Origin of the sequence: Kyrpidia tusciae DSM 2912, from assembly GCF_000092905.1 — a bacterium.
In the GTDB taxonomy this organism is placed as follows: Bacteria; Bacillota; Bacilli; order Kyrpidiales; family Kyrpidiaceae; genus Kyrpidia; species Kyrpidia tusciae.
On sequence record NC_014098.1, the window covers coordinates 1,150,224 to 1,172,054 of the forward strand.

Genomic DNA, 21,831 nt, shown 5'->3' on the forward strand with positions numbered 1-21,831 from the left:
AAGGGTGGGATACGGATGGCGAAGGACGATGGCATGCGGGCGGGGTCAAGGGCTGAATATGTGGAACCGCTTATACCCCAGGATGCTCCGGGGGCAGGCCGGGTGATCCTCCGGGATGGCCGGACGGCCCTACTCCGGTCGGTGGACGGGATGGATGACAGATTACGGGCGTTCGTGCGCCGGGAGACGGGCGATGTCCGATTGCAGCGGCTGTTCGGCGTCGAAGATGGGGCCGACGGGTCCGGGGCACGGACCCTTCTCGGGGTCTTTCAGGGGGACAGGGATGAGCACGGTCTCATCGCTGTGGGGGGGTGGTTTCAGTCCGACCTCTCGAAGCCGTCGGCAGAGGTGGGGTTTTTGGTCCGGAAAGACAAGCGGGGACTGGGTCTTGGCACGATCTTGCTGGAACAGCTGGCGCTGATGGCGCTTCGGCGGGGCCTGGACTTTTTCACTGCGACGGTGGACCCGGACAATTGCGAGATGCTGCAGGTGTTTCAAGACAGTGGGTTTGAAATCAAGACGGAGGAAAAAGGTGCTCCATTGCGCCTGGGTTTTGCCATTCGCCCGAACCGCCGCAGTGTGGAAGGGGCAGAGAGGCGGGAGCGAATCGCCACCGTCGCCTCCCTTCGGCCCTTTTTTCAACCCAAGAGCGTCGCGGTGATCGGTGCTTCGAGGAATCCGGACGCCATCGGGAGGCGGATCTTTGAGTATCTGTTGATGAATCGTTTTGAAGGCCCGGTTTATCCCGTCAATCCCTCCGCCAGGGTCGTCGGCTCAGTGCCGGCCTACCCATCGGTGTCGGCACTTCCGGAGAAGGTGGATCTGGCGGTGATTGCGGTCCCCCGAGATGCGGTGATCCCCACTGTTGAAGAGTGCGGGCGGGCGGGGGTTCGGGCGGTGGTGGTCATCACAGCGGGATTCGCCGAAACGGGAGCCGAGGGTCGGGCCATGCAGGCTCAGTTGATCGAAACGGCCCGGGGTTATGGGATGCGGGTCGTGGGGCCGAATTGCCTCGGGCTCTTGAACGCATATCCGAAGATTCGCTTGAACGCCAGTTTCTCGCCGATTTTCCCACCCTATGGTCCGGTGTCCATGTCTTCTCAAAGCGGAGCTTTGGGGATCGCCATTTTGCAATATGCGGCGGAGATGGGACTCGGCATGTCGAATTTTGTCAGTGTGGGGAACAAAGCGGACGTTTCAGGGAATGATCTTCTGGAGTATTGGGAAGAGGATCCGAACACCGGGTTGATCCTTCTGTACCTGGAGTCCTTTGGCAACCCCCGCCGGTTCTCCCGGATCGCCCGGCGGGTGGGACGGAAAAAGCCAGTGCTCGTGGTGAAAAGCGGGCGGACGGAAGTGGGGCACCGGGCGGCGGGGTCACACACGGCGGCTTTGGCGGCGAACGAGACGATGGTGGACGCCCTATTCGAACAAGCCGGGGTGATCCGAGCGGACACTTTGGAAGAGATGTTCGACATCGCGGCATTGCTGGCATACCAGCCGCTGCCTGCCGGGAAACGGATCGCGGTGGTCACGAACGCCGGAGGGCCGGGAATTTTGGCGGCCGACGTTCTGGCGGGCATGGGGTTAAGCCTGCCCGAAACCTCTCCGGAGTTGCAGAAGAGGTTGGGCGAGGTGCTGCCAGCCACGGCGAGCCGCAGGAATCCCATCGACATGATTGCCTCGGCCACGGCGGACCAGTATCGACGAGTCCTCGAAGAAATCCTGGCCAGTCCCGAATACGATGCGGTCATTGTGATTTTCCTTCCGGTGGGACTGACCGCAACGGAAGAGGTCGCCCAGAACATCACCGATGCCCTGGGAACGATGCGTGACCGAGGGATTTTAAAACCTGTGGCCACGGTGCTGATGGGCCAGAGCGTGCCCGCCGCCCTCCGGGTCGGGGACATGTTGATCCCGAATTATCGCTTCCCCGAGGGTGCCGCCCGGGCTCTGGCCCGGGCCTACCGATACGCGGTGTGGCGCGCTACCCCGGAGGGAATCATTCCTGATTTTGATGATCTCGATGTTGACCGGGCCCGGGCGTTGATCAAAGAACAACTGGCTGCTGGTGCCAGTTGGCTGGACCCCGGGACAATCGCCGATCTTTTCACCTGTTTCGGCCTGCCCTGGGCCGGGGGCCGGGTGGCGGCAACGCCGGAAGAGGCGGCGGCGCTGGCTCGGGAGATCGGCTTTCCAGTCGTGGTGAAAATGGTCTCCCGCACGCTCCTCCATAAATCGGAATGGGGCGGGGTGGTGCTTGGACTGACGGACGGGGAGGCCGTCCGTGCCGCTTGCCAGGGTATCCGTGAGCGGCTTGCCCAGGCCGGAAGGGAGAATGAGTTGGACGGGTTCCTGGTGCAGCCGATGATTCAGGGTGGGGTGGAACTGATGGTGGGGGTGACCACCGATCCCCAGTTCGGCCCGCTGATCGCTTTCGGTCTCGGAGGGATTTACGTCGAAGTGCTTCGGGATGTGGTGTTTCGGGTCACGCCCCTGACAGATCGCGGGGCCAGGGAGATGGTCCGGGGCATCCGGGGCTATCGGCTGCTTGAAGGTTACCGGGGTCATGCCGCGGCCGATATTCCGGCGGTGGAGGACCTGCTCCTCCGCCTGTCCCGCATGGTGGAGGAGTTGCCCGAAGTGGTGGAGCTCGACCTCAACCCGGTGATGGCCCTGGAGCCCGGCCGGGGGTGCCGAATTGTGGACGCCCGGGTGCGGGTCGCCCGGGCCAGTCGGTAATCATCGCCGAATGGTGAACGTTTGATCGGTCAAGGGCACATCCAGGGACCTGATTTCCACGAGGTCCACCCGGGATCCGGGTGGGCCTTTTTTGACGGCGCGGACAAAGGCTTCCATAGCCTCCGCGGAGCCCGCGGCGTTGATTTCCACGGTACCCTCGGGATGATTTCGCACCCATCCGCGGATGTTGAGGTTGGCGGCCTGTCTCGCGGTGTAGGCGCGAAACCCCACGCCCTGGACTTTGCCATGGACCACGAGGTGTTGGTGAATCATCCGTATGACCCTCCCTACCTCAAATTTTCGGGGTGCCGGTGATAACGACGGTTCGGAATTCTTTCCCAAATCCTCCTCTGATCTTATAATACAGGTACGCGCTTTGGAAGGGGAGAGGCGGCATGCAAATGCTCTTCAGCCACCTATGGGCGGCGGTGGGTGATGGGTGGACGATCCTTTTTACGGCCATCCGGGTCACCGTGGTGTATGTTGTGCTCCTGGGTGTCCTCCGCTGGATGGGGCGACGTCTTCTCGGGCAGATGACCCCCTTTGATCTGGTGACTCTCCTTCTGCTGTCCAACGCTGTACAAAATGCGATGATCGGCCCGGATAATTCGCTGGTCGGCGGCCTCCTCGGGGCATTGATTCTGTTGGCCTGGAACCGGGTGATCAGCCGCCGGACGAAGCTTCGGCGGTTTTTTGAAGGGGCCCCCGTTGTGTTGATCACCCGGGGCCGGGTGGTAGAGGAACATCTTCGCCGGGAAGGGATCGATCTGGAGGAGCTTCTTGCGGCCTTGAGGGAGCACGGGGTGGACCGGATCGACGCTGTGGATGCGGCTGTTTTGGAGATGGACGGCACCATCTCGGTTATCCCGCAAAGTTCGCCGACGATCCACCGGTTGCGCAAGGTGCGTTCCAGTCGCAATCGGTAGGTGAAGATAGATTTCGCAGTTCCATTTTCAACCCAGTCTTCACGGGTTGACGTCGCTGTTGTTGGTTTTCCTAGGGGGCCCGGGAAAATGTTGGTGGGGATTCTGCTCGACCTGCTGCCGATTGCCGCTGGCGTTCTGGTACGGCCCTCGCTACTCGTTGCAATCCTTGTGACGGGAAGAATGTAGAACATATCTTGTATTGTCAACTAAACTGTCAAAATCCCAGGGTGTCTGTTCCCGGGATTATTTTAAAGGTCATATTTTTCGAACAAATATCAAAAAGGGGTGGCTTTGCCCGGTTTCCATTGACCCAGACCAGAACAGCCCGGCTTCACACTTGGTGACTTACCGGCCTGTTTGTTAGGATAAAGAGAGAGTGGTTCCGTGTACTGAACCGGCGAGATGGCGCCCGGTGGAATAGGAGAATCGAAAGTGAACACGGCAACCAACCGCCTCGGCGGGCGTTCGGAAAGGATGAGAGGGACATGGAAACGAGGAATATGGCGTTGGTGCTCCAGGTCGCGGAGCGGGCGGCGGAGGCGGCGGGGGAGTTGATCCGGCAGTGGTCCGGCCGGCCGGAGGTGGTGGATACGAAAAGCGGGCCGCACGATTTGGTGACCGAGATGGATCGGCGGTGCGAAAGTGTCATTCGGAAAACGATCGAGGAAGCTTTCCCGGGTGATTTTATCCTGGGAGAGGAAACGGTGGCCCAATATGGCGGGACAGGGGCTGTTCTTGAGGCCGGTCATGATGACCTATGGGTGGTGGATCCCATCGACGGCACGACCAATTTCGTCGCGGGGATCCCCTTTTGTTCTGTGTCCATAGCCTACGCGCACCGGGGCATCCTGGAGGTGGGGATGGTCTATCACCCGTACCTGAAAGAAACGTTCAGTGCGGTTCGGAGCGGTGGGGCCTTTTTGAACGGCCGACCGATCCGAGTTTCATCCGCCTCGACCCTGTCCGAGAGCGTCCTCGGGACCGGTTTTCCTTCAGGAGAACACGCCCGGGCGGTAAACACCAAAGGGATGGTGGATCTGGTCCCTCGGTGTCGAAACATCCGGACGCTGGGGTCCGCCGCTTTGCACTTGGCTTACGTGGCCTGTGGCCGGTTGACGGGGTTTTGGGAAACTCATCTAAATCCCTGGGACATGGCAGCAGGGGCCCTGCTTGTCCAGGAAGCAGGTGGCCAAGTCACAGATATCGAAGGGCGTCCGTATACATTAGAGGTCAGGCACGTGGTGGGCACAAACGGCCTCATTCACGGCGAACTTCTCGGCCGGTTAAAAGGGGCCATGGCGGCGGAAATTTAGAGGTCCAAGTCGAAAAGTACGATGGGAAGGTACAATAATCATAAAGAGAGAGACGGGCCGCGAAGGAGGGATGAAGATGGCGATCGGATTGGCGCTAGGGGGCGGGGCGGTTCGAGGGCTTGCCCATATCGGCGTGCTCAAGGTCCTGAAACGTCGCGGGATCCCGGTGGATTTTATCGCCGGCACCAGCATCGGGGGAGCGGTGGGCGGCCTTGTGGCGGCGGGAATCGATATCGAAGAAATCGAGGATTTTATCCTGTCCCGGCGGTGGTACCGGCTGGTGGACGTCGGGGTGGGAAAAGGCGGGATTTTGTCGGGAAATCGGCTTCGGGGCGCCCTGGTGGAACTCATGAAGCAAAAAGGGCTCGATAACATGCGCATCGAGCAGTTGCCCATTCCCTTCCGGGCTGTGTCGGTGGATTTGGTTACCGGTAAACCCTTTGTATGGGAGCGGGGGAGGCTGATTCTCGCCATCCGGGCCACCACATCGATCCCGGGGATTTTCGCACCGGTGGCGTATAAGGGCATGGTCCTGGTGGACGGAGGAGTTTTGAACAACCTGCCGGCGGATTTGGTGCGCCAGGCGGGGGTGGACCGGGTGATCGCCGTGGATGTGGAGCGGGAGCACGAGACCCGGGAGCCGCGGAACATGCTGGAGGTGCTGTACCGCTCGTACACGATCATGTCCGTGGCTTTGCGCCGGTCGAATCTCCGCTACGCCGACTTGGTGCTTCGTCCGGAGGTGGGGCGGATCCTGGCTCTGGACGTCACGAAAATGAAAGAATGCGTGGATGCGGGGGAGCAGGAGGCGGAACGCCACATTGAGGAGATCCGGGGTTGGGTTTCTCAACCCCTTTGTCCCAGTCGGCCGAGCCCGGTATAATTGGGAGGGCAGATGAGAGGACGGGAGGGTGAGACCGTTGATCCGACCCGCCGTAAAAAAGGCGCTGGCGGCCGCCGTTGCGGGGTTGATCATCGCTGCCGGTGTTGGCGGTTGGGCCTGGTTTCGGCCCACGGCCGCGGGAGCCCCGGTGGTGGTGGTCATTCGTCCGGGGTCGTCAGTGAGCGATATCGCCGATGAGTTGCAGCGGGCCGGACTGGTACGTCATGCGTCGGCATTCCAGGTTTACGTATGGGGCAGGCGATTGGCCCCGCAGTTGAAAGCTGGGCGGTATCAGTTTGTCCCCGGGACAAGCATTCCGACCTTGGCTTGGGCCATTGCTGAAGGCAAAGTGAGCCCGGATACGGTAAGGGTCACGATACCTGAGGGATTCACGGTTGAGAAAATCGCCGACCTCCTGCAAGCTCAAGGAGTGTGTTCGAAAGCGGAATTTCTACGCGAAGTGGACCACGGTCAGTTCAACGGGGCGATTCTCGCCTCCATTCCCAAAGGGGCACCGATGCAACATCGGCTGGAAGGGTATTTGTTTCCTGATACCTATTTTTGGGAAAAACACAGCCCGGCCCATCAGGTGATTCAAGATATGATTGACAACCTGGCCGCTCACATTCCCCAGGACTGGATTCGGACGGCAGAGGCCAGGGGGGAGAGCTGGCACGCGGTGATGACGGTGGCCTCGATGGTGGAGCGGGAAGCGAAAGTCCCGGCGGAGCGCCCGCAGATAGCCGGAGTGATTTATAATCGTTTGCGCAGCCGGCCGCCGATGCCTTTACAGGTGGATGCGACGGTGGAGTATGCGGTGGGTTATAAACCGGTGTTGACCTATCAAGATCTCGAGGTGGACAGCCCGTTCAATACCTATATCCACATCGGATTGCCTCCAGGTCCTATCGCGAATCCGGGATTAGATTCGATCCGGGCCGCCGTTTTTCCGGCGACAAACGATTACTATTACTATGTTGCAAAAGGGGATGGATCCGGAGCGCATTATTTTGCGCGGACCTATGCGGAACATCTTCAGAATGAGGAGAAGGCCCAGGGATCTTCGCCATAGCCCGGGGACTGGCAAAGTGAGGGCATAGGATGAAAAAAGAGTCGTATATGTCTGCACATCCGGGAATGAGGGAGGGAACGAAGACAGGGGAGCACCGCCGACCAGGGAGGGCGGAAATGCGGTCACCGGGCCCTGGGCCCAAGCGGAGGCGGCCGGTGCTGATCGGGATCGCCGGGGGGACCGGATCGGGGAAGTCGACCGTGGCCCGGGCCATCGCCCGGCATATTCACAGGAGAAACTTGGCCATCGTTGAACAAGACGCGTACTATCGCGATCAAAGCCATTTGCCATTAGAAGAGCGTAAGCGGGTAAACTACGACCATCCGGATGCCTTCGACAGTGACCTGCTGTTCGACCACGTCTGCAAACTTTTGCGGAGGCAGCCCATCGAGAAACCCGTGTACTCCTTTGAGCAGCACGTTCGCCTTCCGGAGACGGTTCATGTGGAGGCCCGGGACGTCATTGTGTTGGAGGGGATCCTCGTACTGGACGATAAACGGCTAAGGGATTTGATGGACATTAAGATCTATGTGGACACCGATCCCGACGTCCGGGTGATCCGGCGCATTTTGCGGGATATTCGCTACCGGGGCCGAACCATTGAGGCGGTCATCCATCAATATCTCACGGTGGTGCGCCCGATGCACCTGGAGTTTGTCGAGCCGACGAAGCGGTACGCCGACCTGATTATCCCCGAAGGCGGCCGGAATGAGGTGGCGGTGGACATTCTGGTGGCCAAGATTCGCTCCATGATCGGCCGGATCGATTCCCGCTGTTAGTCGTGGGTCAGATCGGCCGCGGTATCCATCCTTGGGCCGGAGGCGTTGTTCGTGGCTTCGCGACTCGTTAGAGCTCGGCGGGGGGCGACGCTCGCCATCGCGGGGCTTGTTGCCCTGGCGCTTTTTGGATTCGGATTCATTTCGCTCGCTCCTTATTGGATCGATCTCTTTCGTCCGGCACCGATGCCGCCCGTGGTGGACGAAAGGGATTTTGGCGATCGGATCATGTACATAGCTCCGCACCCGGACGATGAGTCCTTGGGCGGAGGAGGGCTGATCCAACGGCTTGTGGCCCAGGGGAAGCAGGTCTTCGTCGTGTTCATGACGGTGGGGGATGGTTACCGGCGAGCGGCGGAAGAAGCTTTTCATGTATTCCCCGCCACGCCCGCGGACCTGAGGCGGCTGGGGGTTTTTCGTCACGGCGAAGCGTTGGCGGCCCTTCGGCGTCTGGGGGTATCTTCGGAGAATGTCGTATTCTTTGGCTTCCCGGACGGGGGCCTTTCGCCGATGTGGGAGGTTCATTGGTCTGACGATGACCCGGTCCGGGGACCCAACGGCGCCACCCGGGCGCCGTACCCTTTCGCCTATCAGCCGGATCGACCGTACAGTGGCAGCGCTGCGGTGGCGAAGTTGGAGGCGGTTTTGCAACGGTTTCAGCCCACAGATGTGGTTTATCCGGATCCTTTTGATCAGCATCCGGACCACCTGGCGACCTCGGCCTTTGTGGTGTATACCCTGGCCAAATTGCAACAGCAAGTGAGGGAGTGGACGTATCTCGTCCACCGGGGCGATTACCCAGTGCCCTGGACCTATGAGCCAAAATGGGCGTTACTGCCACCGAATTCCTTGGTTGCCGTCGGGGTGCACTGGCTGGCTTTCCCCCTTCGCGATGAGGAGGAGGCGGGCAAATATGCCGGCATCTCGCAGCACGTTTCCCAAGTGCGGACCATTGGCCCTTTTTTGCGGGCTTTCGTGCGGAGAAATGAACTTTTCGGCCGAATCGACACGCCGGTTCTCCGATCGGTGGCGGGTTTTGACCCGATGGGGGACGCCCGGGCCAGTGCGGCGGCAGGAGCGCCGAGGGAGCGCACTTGGAGTTTCATTGGCTCTGGCAGATCCGGAAACCGGGCTGAACCAGCCCCCTTGGCGCCTTATACCGTGGTGCTCGATGCGGTGGGGGATACGCTTCATCGGGAGTGGGAGGGATCCGCGGATCTTCGGGCGGTGGCATCGGTGCGCAGCGGCGGACGGTGGTACATCGGCATCCAGACCCGCAGGCGGATTGATCCGGCTGTCTCCTACGAGCTTCACCTGCGTCTGTTTCAAAAGGCGGGAGTGGGGAGAGTTGATGTTTCTGTGCGGGGCGGGGTGCCCAGGGTTCTGCCAGGATCTGCGCCATGGGATACGTTTGCCCCCGATGCCAGGGTTCTCGGTGATGTGTTGTGGCTTTCGTTTCCGGATGCGCGGCTTGCGGACACCCGAAGCTGGATGGTGGGGGTGGAGACCCAGGTGGCCGGTCACCTGGTAGATCACACTCCTTGGCGCCTGATTCGCGTTGCCTTCTAAATGGACATGGTAGATGATGGCTCCCATAAGCATAAATGGGCAGAGTTCTTGGCATAGTAATTCAGTGCTGATCTTTAGACGAGACTTGGTGGGGTAATGCGGGGCAAACGTGCAAGGCGGCAAAAAGAAAAACAACAGAAGAAAAACATCAGAAGAAAAACATCAGAAGAAAAACATCAGAAGAAAAACATCAGAAGAAAAACATCAGTTGGTTTCGCTGCGGTCCTTCGGGGTGCCGTATCTGTCCCCCCTTGCTCCCATCATGTGGCCGGACATCCAGGATGTCTTCACGAGGCCACCGTCGTGGCAGATGCGCCAGCGTCCAAAAACCATGGAGCCGGTGGATTCCATTCGGAGCGCGGAGATCCCGAGGCCCCTGCCGGGTCAGTCGGAACAAGATCCTCTCTGAAAGATGACGGTCGAGAATTCTGGAGGGCTTGTGTCTATGCAACAATTGTCCCGCGTGCAGTTCATCATGGTGAGCATCTGGGTTTTTCTGGGCACTGGATTTTTGACATTACCGTTTACCATCGGACAATTCACTGTGCGGGATGCTTGGATCGTCCCTTTGCTTTTTGTGCCTCAGGGGTTGATCGTGGCCGGGGTGATCACTTTGTTCCGACGGACCTTCCCGGGGCAATCGCTGGTGCAAGGCTGTCACACGGCTTTCGGCCCGTTTCGGGGAAAAATTCCGAGTTTGTGGTTCCTGATCATGACACTTGTCGTCGAATGTTTCGTTCTTCGCGAAGTGGGCCTGTTTTTGACTGCCACGATCCTGCCTTCGACCCCAGAATACGTTGTGGATATGGTGTTTATGATTCCCGTTGGGTACGCGGTGTATCAAGGGGTGGAAGTAATCGGGAGAATGGGGGAAACCATCACGCCCATCGGGATGGGCATTACGCTGCTCATGTCGTTGCTCTCGATGCAATATGCGGATCTTTCCCACTATCATCCTGTTTTGGCGGACGGTTGGACCCCTGTTCTGCGGGGCAGTGTGGTAGTCTGGATGTACGCGTGGCTGTTGATGTTTGTCCTGCAACTGGGCGGAGCGGTTCAACGAGTGGGGAAAGATCTTCTGATGGTCGTGTTGATCATTACGTTGGGAGGGTTTATCGCCGAACCGACCATTACTATGATTTTGGGGCCGAGTGCGGCTTATACTCTTTATCCGATCTTGGAGGTGGTGCGGACCATTCGGATTGCCGATTTTCTGGAGCGTTTGGATACGTTTTACGTGATCGGGATCATCGCCGGTATCTTTCTGCAGTGTTCTTTGATTCACTACGCTTTTGCAACCGGCGTCGGTCAATGGATCGGGCTGAGGAACTATCGTCCTGTCGTGTGGAGCGGCGCAGCGCTGGTCTGGGCGGGCAGTATTTTTTTCATACGGGATGAAGCGATGTTTTTGGACTATGTTAGGTATGTCGGCTGGGGGTACCTCACACTGACGGGGATTGGCATTCCGAGTTTGGCCGTTGTCGTCCACCGGTGGCATCGGCGCCGCAAAGCATGATCCCCTCATGCCCGGCTCCTGTCCACCGGATGCCACCGGTGTCGCTATCCGTTTCGATGAGCGGCGGAACTTATTCCACGTTGATGAACGTGACCAAACCGCCCATAGAGGCCATTCGGTGGGCGGATCCATCTCCCGCCTCACTGGGATTGACGGTGTGGTCGAGAATATGGCAGTGGAACATCCATTGCCCGGGGTTGTCCGCCGTGAACGCGATATCCGCCGTTTGGGCGGGGCCCAGGCTGATGGTGTTGGCCCGTTCTGGTTGCGACAGCGAATTGCCGTCCTTGGCCACAATGTCAAACGTATACCCGTGCAGGTGCATGACGTGAAATTCCTCGGCGCTGGCGTTCACAAGGCGCAGAAGAACGCGGTCCCCGCGATGCACGGTGAGCGTGGGGGCCTCAGGAAAAGCCTTGCCATTTAGGGCGAAGACATTTTCCTCCTCACTCCCGCCAACTTTAAAACTCGATATCTCGTACACGGCATCGACGTCGTAGGGTGGAGTTGTGGAGGACTGACGCGGATCGATAACGATCACTCCATGAAGACCCATATCCATCTGAAAATCGTCGTTCACGTGGGTGTGGTACAGGTGTGTTCCGATCATTTGATCCGTCACGGTAAATCGATAGGTGTATGAACCGCCCGGTGGAATCTCCGGCTGGGTTCCGACGGTTCCCGAGCCCGTGGCCATCTGTGGCACGCCATCCATCGCATTGGGAACAGCCAGCCCATGCAAATGCAGAGTGGTCGGCTGGGGAAGATCGTTCTTCAATACAATGGCCACTTTGTCTCCCACTCGGACTCGGATGAGGGGCCCGGGCACCGTGTGATTGTATCCCCATGCGTCGATGGTGGCACCGGGGTAGAGCTTCCAGGGAAACACGGACGCCGTCAGATCGTATTCCTTTGTACCATCGGGCAGGACTTTGGGACTTAGGGCCTCCTCGTGCAACAGCTGGTTGGCCGCCTGCCGTTGTCGTGCGTTCTCCTCGGCCGAAATCGGGGCTACAGCTCCGGTTTTGGCTGCTGTGGCCGGCAGTACATCGCCATCCGGTTCCCGAAGGGCGTGCTCCTCTTTAGCTTCGCCTCCCTGGGCGGCGTCTGCCACCACTTCGGTTCCCCACCCGAGGCCAAAGCCGATCGCCAAGGCGGCCATAATAAGTTTTTGGGCCGTTTCCTTGCGCACGGCAAACAGGAGTTCTTTCACTACGTAGAGGATCGCTCCTCCGGCCATGGCGAGAACGAAGATGGACACGAACTCGGAGGTCCACAGACTGCCCAACAACGTCCCGACAAAGGTTAGGCCGCCGCCGATCGCTCCCAAAAGGAGAATGGAAGCCCAGGACAGGCGCTCTCCTGTTCGGGTCGAGGCGCCGACGATCCCGAACCCCTCGGTGGCGTTGTGGAGGGCAAAACCGATGACCAGACCGATGGCCAAGGCAGTTTTGCCTGTGGCGAACGATTGGCCGATGGCCAGCCCTTCGCTGAAGTTGTGCAGCCCGATCCCGGCGGCTGTCATGTAAGCCAGGCGAGTCCCACTTTCTCGCAATCCCCGCTCAAGCCACTTCTCTTGGATGGCCGCCAAGCCGACCAGGCCGATGAGCAGCCCAACCATCAACAAGAGGACATTGGCGATCGCGCCCCCCGCCGACCCCGCCCCCTCAACGGCAGATTGGACGGTGCCGGCTGTATCCCCCGCCGCTTCACCGAGAATCTCCACCAGCAGATAAACCAGGATTCCGGCGGAGAGAGCATACTGAGAATCGCCCGAACCTTGCTGTTAAGGCCGCTCAGGCGCCCGAGGGGCAGTCCGATATAAATGGTTCCACCCGCAATGAGACCCAGAAGCACCAGTTGCCAGTGATTCATGAGGCACCTCCGAACGATAAATGGATTGAGAATGATTATCATGAAGTCCTGTCATATCATAAGACAATAGGTAAGTTATACTAAAATCGGTGGCGGGATCACGGGCCAAGGGCGAGAATTGTGCCGAGTGGCCGAGCGGCTACGCCTGGCGCTCGTCGGGGAGCAGCCGATAGGACCTCTCGCTTCGGTTTACGCGGTACAGGAATGGGGCAGATGCGGGAGCACTCCGGCTTCGCCTGACGACCTACGCAAAAAATAGACCTGCATAAACCTGTTGAGCGATCACTCATGCTAGCGGGGGGGCATACTTGCAATTGTATGTGGCGACAAGCGAGCTGGGCCTGAATCATGAACTTTTATGTCTGATAAGTCTTTGCTCGTTGTTTCAGGCCGGAGAAGAAGCGGTGACCCGGAACCTTTTTCCTCTCATTCGTTGTGATAGCTTCTGAAGGCCGTCTCAGCGTCTGGGAAACGATCCAACATCGGATGAGGGAACTGTTCCCGTATGCCATTGGAGTCGTGAATGAGATGTTTGTGGGAAACAAACCATACCCGTTTGGGTTGGACCGTGAAGAAATTGTGCAATATGCGCGACTCAGGCGTCAACTTTGATCACTGAAACCCATTGTCCGCGAACTGAGCAATCGGCGTTTTACTCTCGTTCGGGAACATACACTCGCCTGTTGCCCATCACCTTGACGGGCTCCGTGAACCGCTCTCCCGGGCGCAGCTCGTCCACCGTTTTTTGAATGGCCCCCATGCGGGAATCCAGTAGGTCGATGTAACATAGGGCTGCTGCCTCGGGTAACTGCGGTTCGACAGGTGAACCAAATTCTTTCTTCTCGTGGTGCGCAGCGATCAAGTGCTGCAGAAGGGTGACCGTCTTGCCTTCGATGCCCAGTTCCCGGGCAGCGTTTTCTACCATTTAGAATCCTCTGGACAATGTGACCCAGCAGCTTCCTTTCCACCGTGTAGTCCGAGTAGAAGGCACTCCGAAACAAAAGGCATGACCTATGGTTTTTTGGGTGTGTTGGGATTCAGTCTCACATTGCCAGCTTCGCGGTTTGCAATGCCTGTTTTCGGTCCAACTGTCGTGGGGCCTGGAAGAGCTCTCATGGCTGCCCTGATTGCCGGCTTGGTGCTTTGGCTTCGTCGCGAACGAATTCCCGAGGGTAGGCAATGGTGGGGGCTATGTAATGTTGCATTTGGAGCCATTCTGGCGTTTCCCTATCTTTCGGCGTGGGCCATGGACCGTTTGCCGGAGTACCTTGTCCCATGACAATATGCAATCGAACGATCTGAAGAGTTTTGAAAAGACCCCTTGGCTCTTTGTGTTTACCAGCCAAGGCGTGGATCATTTCCGGGTGGTCATTCCGGACGGCGACTTGGCTGTCAATGACGAGCTTGCCGATGTGTACTGGGACATCTTTGACCGTTATCCGGATTACGATTTTGTGATCAGCCGATTCCGAGCAGTTACTTTGACAATTCGTCGGTGCTTTTTTCCGCTGAGGAAGTGCCGCTTGCGAGGGGGTTCGTAGAAAAGTTTTCGCCTCCTTCGGGAGGCCCCGAGAGGAGGCGGTCCTGACAGGTCCGCGATGATACCGTCTCTCTTTGCAAGTTGTTAATGCCTCTTGTAGACGCATTTTCCCGTCCGCCGTATTTCCGCGCCCAAAATCTCGGTCTCGAAGTCCTCGCGAGTAAACCCGTGGATTTGAATCGGCGCCTCGATGTCCCACACGGCTTTGGCTAGGGCACTCACGGCGGCCGGGTAGTCTTCCGCGAAACGCGGCGACACGACGGCTAGATCGATGTCGCTGTTTTCGTGCGGCGTGCCGTTCGCGTACGAACCGAACAGCCAAACCTCTTCGATGTCCGGCGCGGACGGCAGGGTTTTCTCCAAGTACTCTTGAACAGCCTGGTTCACTTGATCCGCTGTGTACACCATTGGATAAACCCACTCGCTTTCTCCAGGATTTCTTCAAAACGGGAATCGGGTGTTCGGGCAAGGATTTTCGCCCGTTCCGCCGGATACCTTCCTTCGATTTCATACACGTTGAGCATGAGCAGAAATTCTCGCTGATCTTGAGTCGTATGTAGTCCTGCGCGTTTAGCCAACTCCACGAGATTGTGGATCTTTGGAGGCACTTCATGGGTGTTCTGCGCGACGAGAGACTTTATGGCCTTTTCAACGGCCAAGTGTGCAAAGAAAGCGGATTCTAGTTTTCGCTTTCCAGCGCGTTTTAGGAAATACGCGGTCGAAATGTCTTCATACGCTTCCTGGATCCAATATCGAACATCTTTACGGGCGATTTGAGAAATGTCCTTGTACGGAATGTGCTTGGCGCACGTGGGACCTACGCCACGGTCAATGCTTTCTTTTGAACGCAAAGGCTTACGGCATACCCGGCACCGAATCGGTTTGTCCATTTTCATCATTCACCTTGTCGCCGGGAATCCATTCGATCAAGTCTCCAACTTGGCACCGATAAAGCGAGCAAAGCTTCTCGATGGTTTCATACCGAATGGCGTCGTTGGTTTCGTGATACAGGCGATGCAACGTTGCTCGACTAAGTCCTGTCAAACGATGGACATCGGTAAGTGAATGCTTATGCTTGCCCATGAGTTTGGAGAGGTGGCATTTGATCATCTTCTGTTCATCACCCCGACGATACTAATTGTATCGTAAACGATACAAAATGTCAAATAACGAGATATCAATGAGGACGACACGCGGCAAGGTTCTTCCGTTCCCCCTATAGGCCGAAAGGAGTTGGCGTCCATGAACACGCAGGAAATCGAAAAGAAAGCCGAATTCCTCCGCCAGCAGCTCGGCGGCCTGATCTTCGCTTTCCCGATCAATGAGGAGGATCCGTATCCCAGGTATGCTGTCACACTCTAAACGGATGACGGGTTCCAGACGTTCCCCGAGCCGCTTGACTTTCTTCAAAAAATTCAGAGCGGGAGACGGTGGTGCCTCCCGCTCTGTTCTCGTCTGATCGCGAGGGTTAGTCTATGAAATCACAGACCTAGACCCATACCGGGGTCGGATCATTAGGCCGTGGATAAATCTCGACCCAATGGCCGTTCGGGCACGTATTCAAATACGGTTCGAAATGACCGCCTGTCCATGTTCCAAAGACCGGTTTTAGGTTGGGCGAGCCGGATTGATCTGCGGGCACGTTGAACAGTATCCAGACCCTGGTGGATTCAGAGGGAGCCAAGCTGCCAGAGGCAGGTTCTCCCTTCTGAGAGACGATCTTGCCTTCAATCCGGGTGGAAGAGTCCTTGGAACCGGCGTCTCCCAGCCAGATGTGAGCCTGGCCGAGGTCATAGGGTTTCTTGCTGTTGTTGGTGATGGTGCTTATGACAGAAACCGTAGCGGTTGGGGCGGGTTTGGCGGTTTTGTCCTCGATGTCCGCAAAAACCCCTTGTATTGTGTAAGTGATTCCCTCGGGAGTGGTAAAACTGTGCGCGCAGGTTTGTTTGTTGCTCTTAAGGAGCGCTGTCTGGTTTTGGGCGTCCCATGAGACCTGCAAACCCAATGCTTCCGCCAGGGCGCGCACGGGCAGGAGGGTGCGTCCTTCCAGGATCACAGCGGGAACGTCCGCCTTGATCTCTTTTCCGTCAAGCACCACCCGAGTTGTCTGAAGTCCGTGGAACAGGGGGGCTGCCGCCGAAGCGGCCCCGCCGACCAAGAGCGCCAGTATCGCTGTTGCCCCAATCCACAATTTCCAGAAACGTTTCACCAATCATCCCTCCACTTTTCAAGTTAGGTTTTCAGTCAGGCAAGATGTTCCTATTAACTGGGTGTTTTTTGTTTGAGTGTCGGCATGTCCTCACCCCCTAAAGTCCGGTCTATATCTTTAGACGTCTTCACTCGCCGATTTGTTCCGGAAAATTATAACAATATGTTTTTGCGGTAACCAAAGGAATCCCTGAATTTTTTCGCGGAAAGCTGTACCGGTTCGATTATCCCGGGCCGGTGGTCGACTTGAGGGTGAAGGGTGCGGTCCGGGGCTGAGGGATCAGGGAAGAAAAACGAAGAAATATTATGATCTGGGACGCGCAGGAGGCTCTCAGAGACGCTTTCGGACTCGGGTGGCTATCATCCTATTACCCAGGGTATGAAAGCGCGCCCTCAGGCCTCCCTGAGTCCCCCTTCCATTCAAAAACTCAAAAATCAACGTAATTCAACTGATAACAAGTTGTATAATTTAAGTTAGGTGATGTCCCCATGCGGAAAGTCCAACGGACCATTCAATTTGATGCTGGCCTTGCGGAACAGATTCAAAGGTTGTCTGAGATGGAAGGGCGTTCATTCAGTGGCATGGTCAATTGGATCTGTGCGCGGTATTTGGAGGGTAGCCATGAAATCCTGTCGCGCTTGCGGGGGAAAAGTGAGGGTCATGAGCAAGGAGCAGGAGATCATTCGGCAGTGGATCGAGGAAATGAAAGCGAACGCGAAGGAACACATACAACGCAAGAGCCGAGATCCCGCGGATGAATTTGAAAGCGGAGCCGTATCGGCCTATTACGAAATGATCAGCTCTTTGCAAAATCTGCTCAAAAGATTCGGGCTTGAACTTCAGGAGTACGTTTTGGATTTCGACCCGGACAGGGAGCTTTTGTGAGCCCTGTTGCAAGCCCAAGAACTTCTGCCCGAAAGCCGCGGTCCCGGACTATACTGAAGACAGGGCATGGTGAAACATGAACATATCCCGGAACTCGAACGACATTGTTGCGAGGCATTTGACCGGCGCAGTGCCGAAAAGGGCGCTGGAGGCGATTGGCATTCATAATGCCAATGTCGTGCGGGCTCTTTCGGCGGATCTGCCGAAGGTCGAGGTGTGGCAGGAGTTGGCGGACATCCTGTTGGAGCTTGAGGACGGTCGCCTTCTGCACCTGGAGTTTCAGTCAACGAAAGAGCCGACGCTGTATCGGTTTTTTGCGTTATGATGCCGCGATTGCCGAGAAATACCGACGAAAGGTCCGAACGGTGGTTCTGTATCCTTGAGAAGTCCGGGAAGCGCCGGAGGAGTTGGATGCCGGAACCATCCGGTACAGGATCGAGAATTTGTACTTGAACCGGATGGACGGTGACGGGGCTTTGGAGACGTTACAAAGGCACTTGGCGGCGCACGAGTGGACGGAATCCGACCGGGTGCGGCTGGCGTTTGCGTTTCACATGCACTTTACCAACCGGTCGCGGGATGAGGCGTTTTCGGAGATCGTGGATCTGGTTCAGCGTTTGCCGCGCAGGGATGAGCAGAACTATGTTGCAGCGTTGATTCTGGGCTTCAGTGGTCGGATTTTGACGGACGAACAGATGGAGAGGTTGAAGGGGGTGTTGAGCATGACCGATCTGCTGAAGGCCATTGAGCAGGAAGCGTTGGAGAAGGGGTTGCAACAGGGGCGGCAGGAAGAAAAGCGGGAAGTTGCCGAGCGGATGTTTAAGCGCGGCGCGTCGGTGGCGGACGTGGTGGAGATCACGGGTCTTTCTGAAGCCGAGGCCGAAGAGATTCGCCGGAAGGCATTGCAGTGAAGATGAGCAGTTCTCCCGGTCCTCTCTCTTTGCGGAGAGGATTTTTGTTTTCCGGAACTGGTTTGCAAGAGGAACCAGGGATTTGGTCGAATGCCCCGTGCATGTGGTGGCCGTGGATTCCTTGCGCCCGGAGATTCGGGCTGTCGTGATGGGCGAGGCGGTGGAGTTGTGAAGAGGCAAAAACAATTGCCCTCTCCCGCTTGTTTGGGAAAGGGCGGTTGGTAGATGTCCTGAGCATCGTCAGCTTGGTCGCAAGGCATTGATGCTCTAACTTCCGGTTCCTGACGAGCCGCAACCTCGTCAGGGGCTTTGATGATACTGGGTAGGGTTTTAGCACTGTCCATGCGCGAAATGCGTGCGTTCGCCTGTCAGAATGGCCGTGACACCTCGTTCAACGCGCTTCTTCCACGTTCCACGATGTCCGATCGCAACGGAGCCAATTTTTGCGCCACTGTGTCGATGTCTGCTTCCACCACTCCGTGTTCCCTTAGAGAATCGATCAACAATTCCACTATCGCCTCGAAATGTTCGTTCTGAATACCGAGTCCCTCATGCGCCTTTCGCATGCTCCGGCCGGTGTACTCCGGACCTCCCGCGGCGAACGAGATGAACAGCGTCTGATGTCGGCGCTGTTTTTCCATGTCTGTGTTGGCAAAGAAGTGGCGGACGCGGGGATCGGCCAAGACTTTGTCGTAAAAGGTATCGACGACCTTTCCAATCCCTTCTTTTCCCCCGAGGCGTTCGTACAACGTCGACATGTTCCATGTCCTCCCTCTCAATCTTGTTTGGATTCGATCATCCGATCAGCCCGAGGAGACCGGCATCTCTTCGGACAGAACGAGAAAGACTTGGTCCCCTTCCACCATCACCGGGAAGGTACGGACACAACCTTCATCCGGGGGTTCGGCACGACCGGTGGCGAGGTTGATTTTCCAGTCGTGAAACGGACAGAAAACGGACGTTCCACAAACGATCCCTTCGGCCAGCGGCCCCCCTTTGTGGGGACAGCGGTTTTCCACCGCGTAGACGTCCCCCGACGGGAGCCGGAACAGCGCCACTTCCAGCTCTCCCAGCCGGACCATCTGTCCCAGTTGAACCGGCAAGTCAGACACACGGGCTACCGAGACTTTTTTCATCGCCATATTTTCCTCCCTCATACCTGCGTTGTGACCACAAGCAGCACGCAATTACGGTGCGACGGGGATCTCCTGATACAGCCGCTGGAGTTCTGGACTCTCCGCCACCGTCTTCCACGGGTCCGTCGTAACCGCCAGGGCCTGTTCCAGTCGTTTGACGAGGGCCGACCGTTGCTGAGGATCGAGGATCACCTGGCGAATGCCATCCAGCCCCACCCGTTCCACCCATTGAGAGGTTCGTTCGCCGTAGTGGGCGGTTTCGCGGTAATACTGCAGATAGGCGCCGGCGATTTCCAGAACTTCTTCTTCGGTGATCACCTTGCACAGCAGGTCCGCTTTTCGGACGTGAACCCCGCCGTTGCCGCCGACGTAGATTTCCCAGCCGCCCTCAATGCCCACCACTCCAAGGTCCTTGACGGTGGCTTCGGCGCAGTTTCGGGGGCATCCGGAGACGGCCATTTTGACTTTGGCGGGGGTGTTGAGGCGTTCAAATCGTTTCTCGATTTGAATGCCCATGCCAATGGAGTTTTGGGTTCCGAATCGGCAGAAATCCGTTCCCACACAGGTTTTGACGGTGCGGATGGCCTTGCCGTAAGCGTAGCCCGAGGGCATGCCCAAGTCCTCCCATATGCGGGGCAGATCCTGCTTACCCACTCCAAGCAGATCGATGCGCTGTCCTCCCGTGATTTTGACCATTTTCACACCGTATTTTTCGGCGACCTCGGCGATGCGCCTCAACTCGCCGGGAGTCGTCACCCCTCCGTACATCCGGGGCACGACCGAATAGGTCCCGTCTTTTTGAATGTTGGCGTGGAGCCGCTCGTTGACGAACCGAGAAGCGGGGTCGTCGGCGTGTTCCTCGGGCCACAGCATACTGAGGTAGTAATTCAGGGCGGGCCGGCATTTGGAGCAACCGTCGGGATTGGCCCATCCGAGGACGTTCATCACTTCTTTCACGTTGGTCAGGTGTTTGGCCCGGATCTCTTCGATCAGCACTTCCCGGCTCAACGTCGTGCAGGGACAGATCCCTTGGGCGCCGGCTGAGGGGACGTCGCTCCCGAGGACCGATTCGAGGATCTGCTGGACCAGGGAACGGCATCCTCCGCAGGACCGGGAAGCATGGGTCGCGGCCTTGATTTCTTCCACCGTTTTGAGGCCGTACTCTTCGATGGCGTGGACGATGGCGCCCTTTGTTACGCCGTTGCATCCGCAGACGATCTCATCCGCGCTCATGCCGGTAACAGGGGAACCCGTCGCAGCAGACGGGGAAGCTGCCGGAACGGACAGCAACGACCAGATGTCTCCCGGGGAGACCTCCACTCCTTCCCGGATCCAGTTCACCAGCCGGGTGGTTTCCCGGGTGTCGCCGAACAGGACCGCGCCGGTCACTTTGCCGCCGCGAACCAAGACCTTTTTATAAATACCTTCCATTTCATCGTGGATCCGCACGGCCCGGGTGTCCGGGCCGTCCAGGAACTCGCCGGCGGAGAAGACATCCACCCCGGAGACTTTGAGCTTCGTGGCGGTCACCGAACCCGTGTAGGGGGCTGGGGTACGGCCGCACAGGCTGAGGGCCAAGACCCGGGCCTGTTCGTAAAGCGGCTGAACCAGGCCGTACACGACCCCCCGATGCTCCGCGCATTCCCCGACCGCATAGACGTTGGGCTCGCTGGTCCGGAGCTCATCGTCGACGACAATTCCCCGATTGACCGCGATCCCGGCTTCTTTGGCCAAAGCGGTGTTGGGACGGATGCCGACCGCCATGACCACCAGGTCGGCCGGCTCTTCAGTGCCGTCGGAGAACCGCACCCCGGTGACGCGACGGTCTCCAAGGATTTCCGCCGTCTGTTTCTCCATCAAAAAGCGCATGCCCTGCCTCTCGAGCTCTGCCTGCAGCATCTTGGAAGCTGTGGGATCGAGCTGGCGTTCCATCAGACAATCGAAGAGGTGAACGACGCTCACGTCCATGGACAAATGGAGGAGCCCCCGGGCCGCCTCGAGCCCGAGAAGACCTCCGCCGATCACGACCGCCTTGGAATACGTTTTGGATGCCTCGATCATGGTGCGGCAGTCCTCGATGTTCCGGAAGGCGATCACGCCCTCTTTGTCGGATCCCGGCACCGGCAAGAGGATCGGCAGCGAACCCGTGGCCAGGATCAATTCGTCGTACGGTTCTTCGATGCCTGTGGAGGTACACACGCGTTTGTTCGGGATGTCGATCCGGCTGACCGGGTGACCGGTGTAGAGAGTAATGCCGTGCTGCTCGTACCAGGACCAGTCATTGAGGACGATGTCCTGAAGGCGGGTATCGCCCGCCAGTACCGAAGACAACAAAATCCGATTGTAATTGGGATGCGGCTCGGCGCCGAAAACGATGATATCGAAAGCTTCCGGGTCTGCCGCCAGTATCTCCTCGATGCAACGGATGCCCGCCATCCCATTGCCGACGAGGACCAGTTTCTTCTTGGACATGTCGTT

General features: G+C 57.9%; 22 protein-coding genes. 12 read left to right on the top strand and 10 right to left on the bottom strand.

What is annotated here, in order from left to right; all coding sequences use genetic code 11:
• The first annotated feature begins 15 nt into the window (after positions 1-15).
• Positions 16-2,742, top strand: coding sequence for a bifunctional acetate--CoA ligase family protein/GNAT family N-acetyltransferase (locus BTUS_RS05700; protein ID WP_218917982.1), 2,727 nt, complete (start codon positions 16-18; stop codon positions 2,740-2,742).
• Here the strand turns inward: BTUS_RS05700 and BTUS_RS05705 are convergent, their stop codons facing one another.
• Complete coding sequence (locus tag BTUS_RS05705; protein ID WP_013075163.1) at positions 2,743-3,015, bottom strand: acylphosphatase; 273 nt, start codon at positions 3,013-3,015, stop codon at positions 2,743-2,745. It abuts the gene before it with no gap.
• Positions 3,016-3,137: 122 nt separating this feature from the next.
• Here BTUS_RS05705 and BTUS_RS05710 point away from each other — a divergent pair, with 122 nt between their 5' ends.
• The 8 genes from BTUS_RS05710 to BTUS_RS05745 all read left to right on the top strand — a co-directional run bounded on the left by BTUS_RS05710 (position 3,138) and on the right by BTUS_RS05745 (position 10,797).
• Positions 3,138-3,668 (top strand): DUF421 domain-containing protein, encoded by a 531-nt coding sequence (locus BTUS_RS05710; protein WP_232059690.1) that lies wholly within the window; start codon positions 3,138-3,140, stop codon positions 3,666-3,668.
• A 485-nt stretch (positions 3,669-4,153) separates the two neighbouring features.
• Positions 4,154-4,981, top strand: coding sequence for an inositol monophosphatase family protein (locus BTUS_RS05715; RefSeq protein WP_013075166.1), 828 nt, complete (start codon positions 4,154-4,156; stop codon positions 4,979-4,981).
• Positions 4,982-5,057: 76 nt separating this feature from the next.
• Positions 5,058-5,864 (top strand): patatin-like phospholipase family protein, encoded by an 807-nt coding sequence (locus tag BTUS_RS05720; RefSeq protein ID WP_013075167.1) that lies wholly within the window; start codon positions 5,058-5,060, stop codon positions 5,862-5,864.
• Between the two features lie 28 nt (positions 5,865-5,892).
• Complete coding sequence (gene mltG / locus BTUS_RS05725; protein ID WP_083780052.1) at positions 5,893-6,936, top strand: endolytic transglycosylase MltG; 1,044 nt, start codon at positions 5,893-5,895, stop codon at positions 6,934-6,936.
• Between the two features lie 116 nt (positions 6,937-7,052).
• Positions 7,053-7,715, top strand: coding sequence for a uridine kinase (gene udk / locus BTUS_RS05730; protein ID WP_013075169.1), 663 nt, complete (start codon positions 7,053-7,055; stop codon positions 7,713-7,715).
• Between the two features lie 51 nt (positions 7,716-7,766).
• Positions 7,767-9,281 carry a PIG-L deacetylase family protein gene (locus tag BTUS_RS05735; protein WP_013075170.1) on the top strand — a complete coding sequence of 505 codons (1,515 nt, stop codon included), beginning with the start codon at positions 7,767-7,769 and terminating at the stop codon, positions 9,279-9,281.
• A gap of 109 nt (positions 9,282-9,390) precedes the next feature.
• Positions 9,391-9,690: a spore germination protein gene (locus tag BTUS_RS05740; RefSeq protein WP_041303792.1), complete on the top strand. Its 300-nt coding sequence runs from the start codon at positions 9,391-9,393 to the stop codon at positions 9,688-9,690.
• A gap of 36 nt (positions 9,691-9,726) precedes the next feature.
• A complete protein-coding gene (locus BTUS_RS05745) occupies positions 9,727-10,797 on the top strand; it encodes a GerAB/ArcD/ProY family transporter (protein WP_013075171.1) in 1,071 nt (356 codons plus the stop codon).
• A 70-nt stretch (positions 10,798-10,867) separates the two neighbouring features.
• Here BTUS_RS05745 and BTUS_RS16745 read toward each other — a convergent pair whose 3' ends face one another.
• The 6 genes from BTUS_RS16745 to BTUS_RS16755 all read right to left on the bottom strand — a co-directional run bounded on the left by BTUS_RS16745 (position 10,868) and on the right by BTUS_RS16755 (position 16,421).
• Positions 10,868-12,523, bottom strand: coding sequence for a multicopper oxidase domain-containing protein (locus tag BTUS_RS16745; protein WP_052300557.1), 1,656 nt, complete (start codon positions 12,521-12,523; stop codon positions 10,868-10,870).
• 801 nt (positions 12,524-13,324) lie between these two features.
• Positions 13,325-13,597 (bottom strand): hypothetical protein, encoded by a 273-nt coding sequence (locus BTUS_RS05755; protein ID WP_041303794.1) that lies wholly within the window; start codon positions 13,595-13,597, stop codon positions 13,325-13,327.
• Between the two features lie 699 nt (positions 13,598-14,296).
• Entirely contained in the window at positions 14,297-14,620 is a 324-nt protein-coding gene (locus BTUS_RS05765) for a nucleotidyltransferase domain-containing protein (RefSeq protein ID WP_013075175.1), read from the bottom strand.
• Positions 14,596-15,102: a HEPN domain-containing protein gene (locus tag BTUS_RS16750; protein WP_169307944.1), complete on the bottom strand. Its 507-nt coding sequence runs from the start codon at positions 15,100-15,102 to the stop codon at positions 14,596-14,598. Before BTUS_RS16750 ends, BTUS_RS05765 begins: the two co-directional genes overlap by 25 nt.
• Entirely contained in the window at positions 15,068-15,322 is a 255-nt protein-coding gene (locus tag BTUS_RS17405; protein WP_083780054.1) for a helix-turn-helix domain-containing protein, read from the bottom strand. Before BTUS_RS17405 ends, BTUS_RS16750 begins: the two co-directional genes overlap by 35 nt.
• Before the next feature lie 379 nt (positions 15,323-15,701).
• The gene (locus BTUS_RS16755) at positions 15,702-16,421 is read right to left on the bottom strand and encodes a stalk domain-containing protein (protein WP_013075178.1); all 720 of its coding nucleotides are present in this window, start codon (positions 16,419-16,421) and stop codon (positions 15,702-15,704) included.
• 660 nt (positions 16,422-17,081) lie between these two features.
• Between BTUS_RS16755 and BTUS_RS05780 the strand changes: the two genes are divergently transcribed.
• The 3 genes from BTUS_RS05780 to BTUS_RS19150 all read left to right on the top strand — a co-directional run bounded on the left by BTUS_RS05780 (position 17,082) and on the right by BTUS_RS19150 (position 18,217).
• Positions 17,082-17,306 carry a hypothetical protein gene (locus BTUS_RS05780; RefSeq protein WP_123809241.1) on the top strand — a complete coding sequence of 75 codons (225 nt, stop codon included), beginning with the start codon at positions 17,082-17,084 and terminating at the stop codon, positions 17,304-17,306.
• A gap of 76 nt (positions 17,307-17,382) precedes the next feature.
• Positions 17,383-17,631, top strand: a complete 249-nt coding sequence (locus tag BTUS_RS19145; protein ID WP_322785829.1) for a hypothetical protein — start codon at positions 17,383-17,385, stop codon at positions 17,629-17,631.
• A gap of 82 nt (positions 17,632-17,713) precedes the next feature.
• Entirely contained in the window at positions 17,714-18,217 is a 504-nt protein-coding gene (locus BTUS_RS19150) for an RpnC/YadD family protein (RefSeq protein WP_322785830.1), read from the top strand.
• 368 nt (positions 18,218-18,585) lie between these two features.
• On the opposite strand, the gene BTUS_RS05790 is transcribed toward BTUS_RS19150, so the two are convergent.
• Genes BTUS_RS05790 through nirB form a run of 3 tightly spaced genes read right to left on the bottom strand, consistent with a single transcriptional unit; the run spans position 18,586 to position 21,825 of the window.
• Positions 18,586-18,975 carry a group I truncated hemoglobin gene (locus BTUS_RS05790; protein ID WP_013075180.1) on the bottom strand — a complete coding sequence of 130 codons (390 nt, stop codon included), beginning with the start codon at positions 18,973-18,975 and terminating at the stop codon, positions 18,586-18,588.
• Positions 18,976-19,020: 45 nt separating this feature from the next.
• Positions 19,021-19,359 (bottom strand): nitrite reductase small subunit NirD, encoded by a 339-nt coding sequence (nirD, locus tag BTUS_RS05795; RefSeq protein WP_013075181.1) that lies wholly within the window; start codon positions 19,357-19,359, stop codon positions 19,021-19,023.
• A gap of 45 nt (positions 19,360-19,404) precedes the next feature.
• Positions 19,405-21,825 carry a nitrite reductase large subunit NirB gene (nirB, locus tag BTUS_RS05800; protein ID WP_013075182.1) on the bottom strand — a complete coding sequence of 807 codons (2,421 nt, stop codon included), beginning with the start codon at positions 21,823-21,825 and terminating at the stop codon, positions 19,405-19,407.
• Between the last annotated feature and the right edge of the window lie 6 nt (positions 21,826-21,831).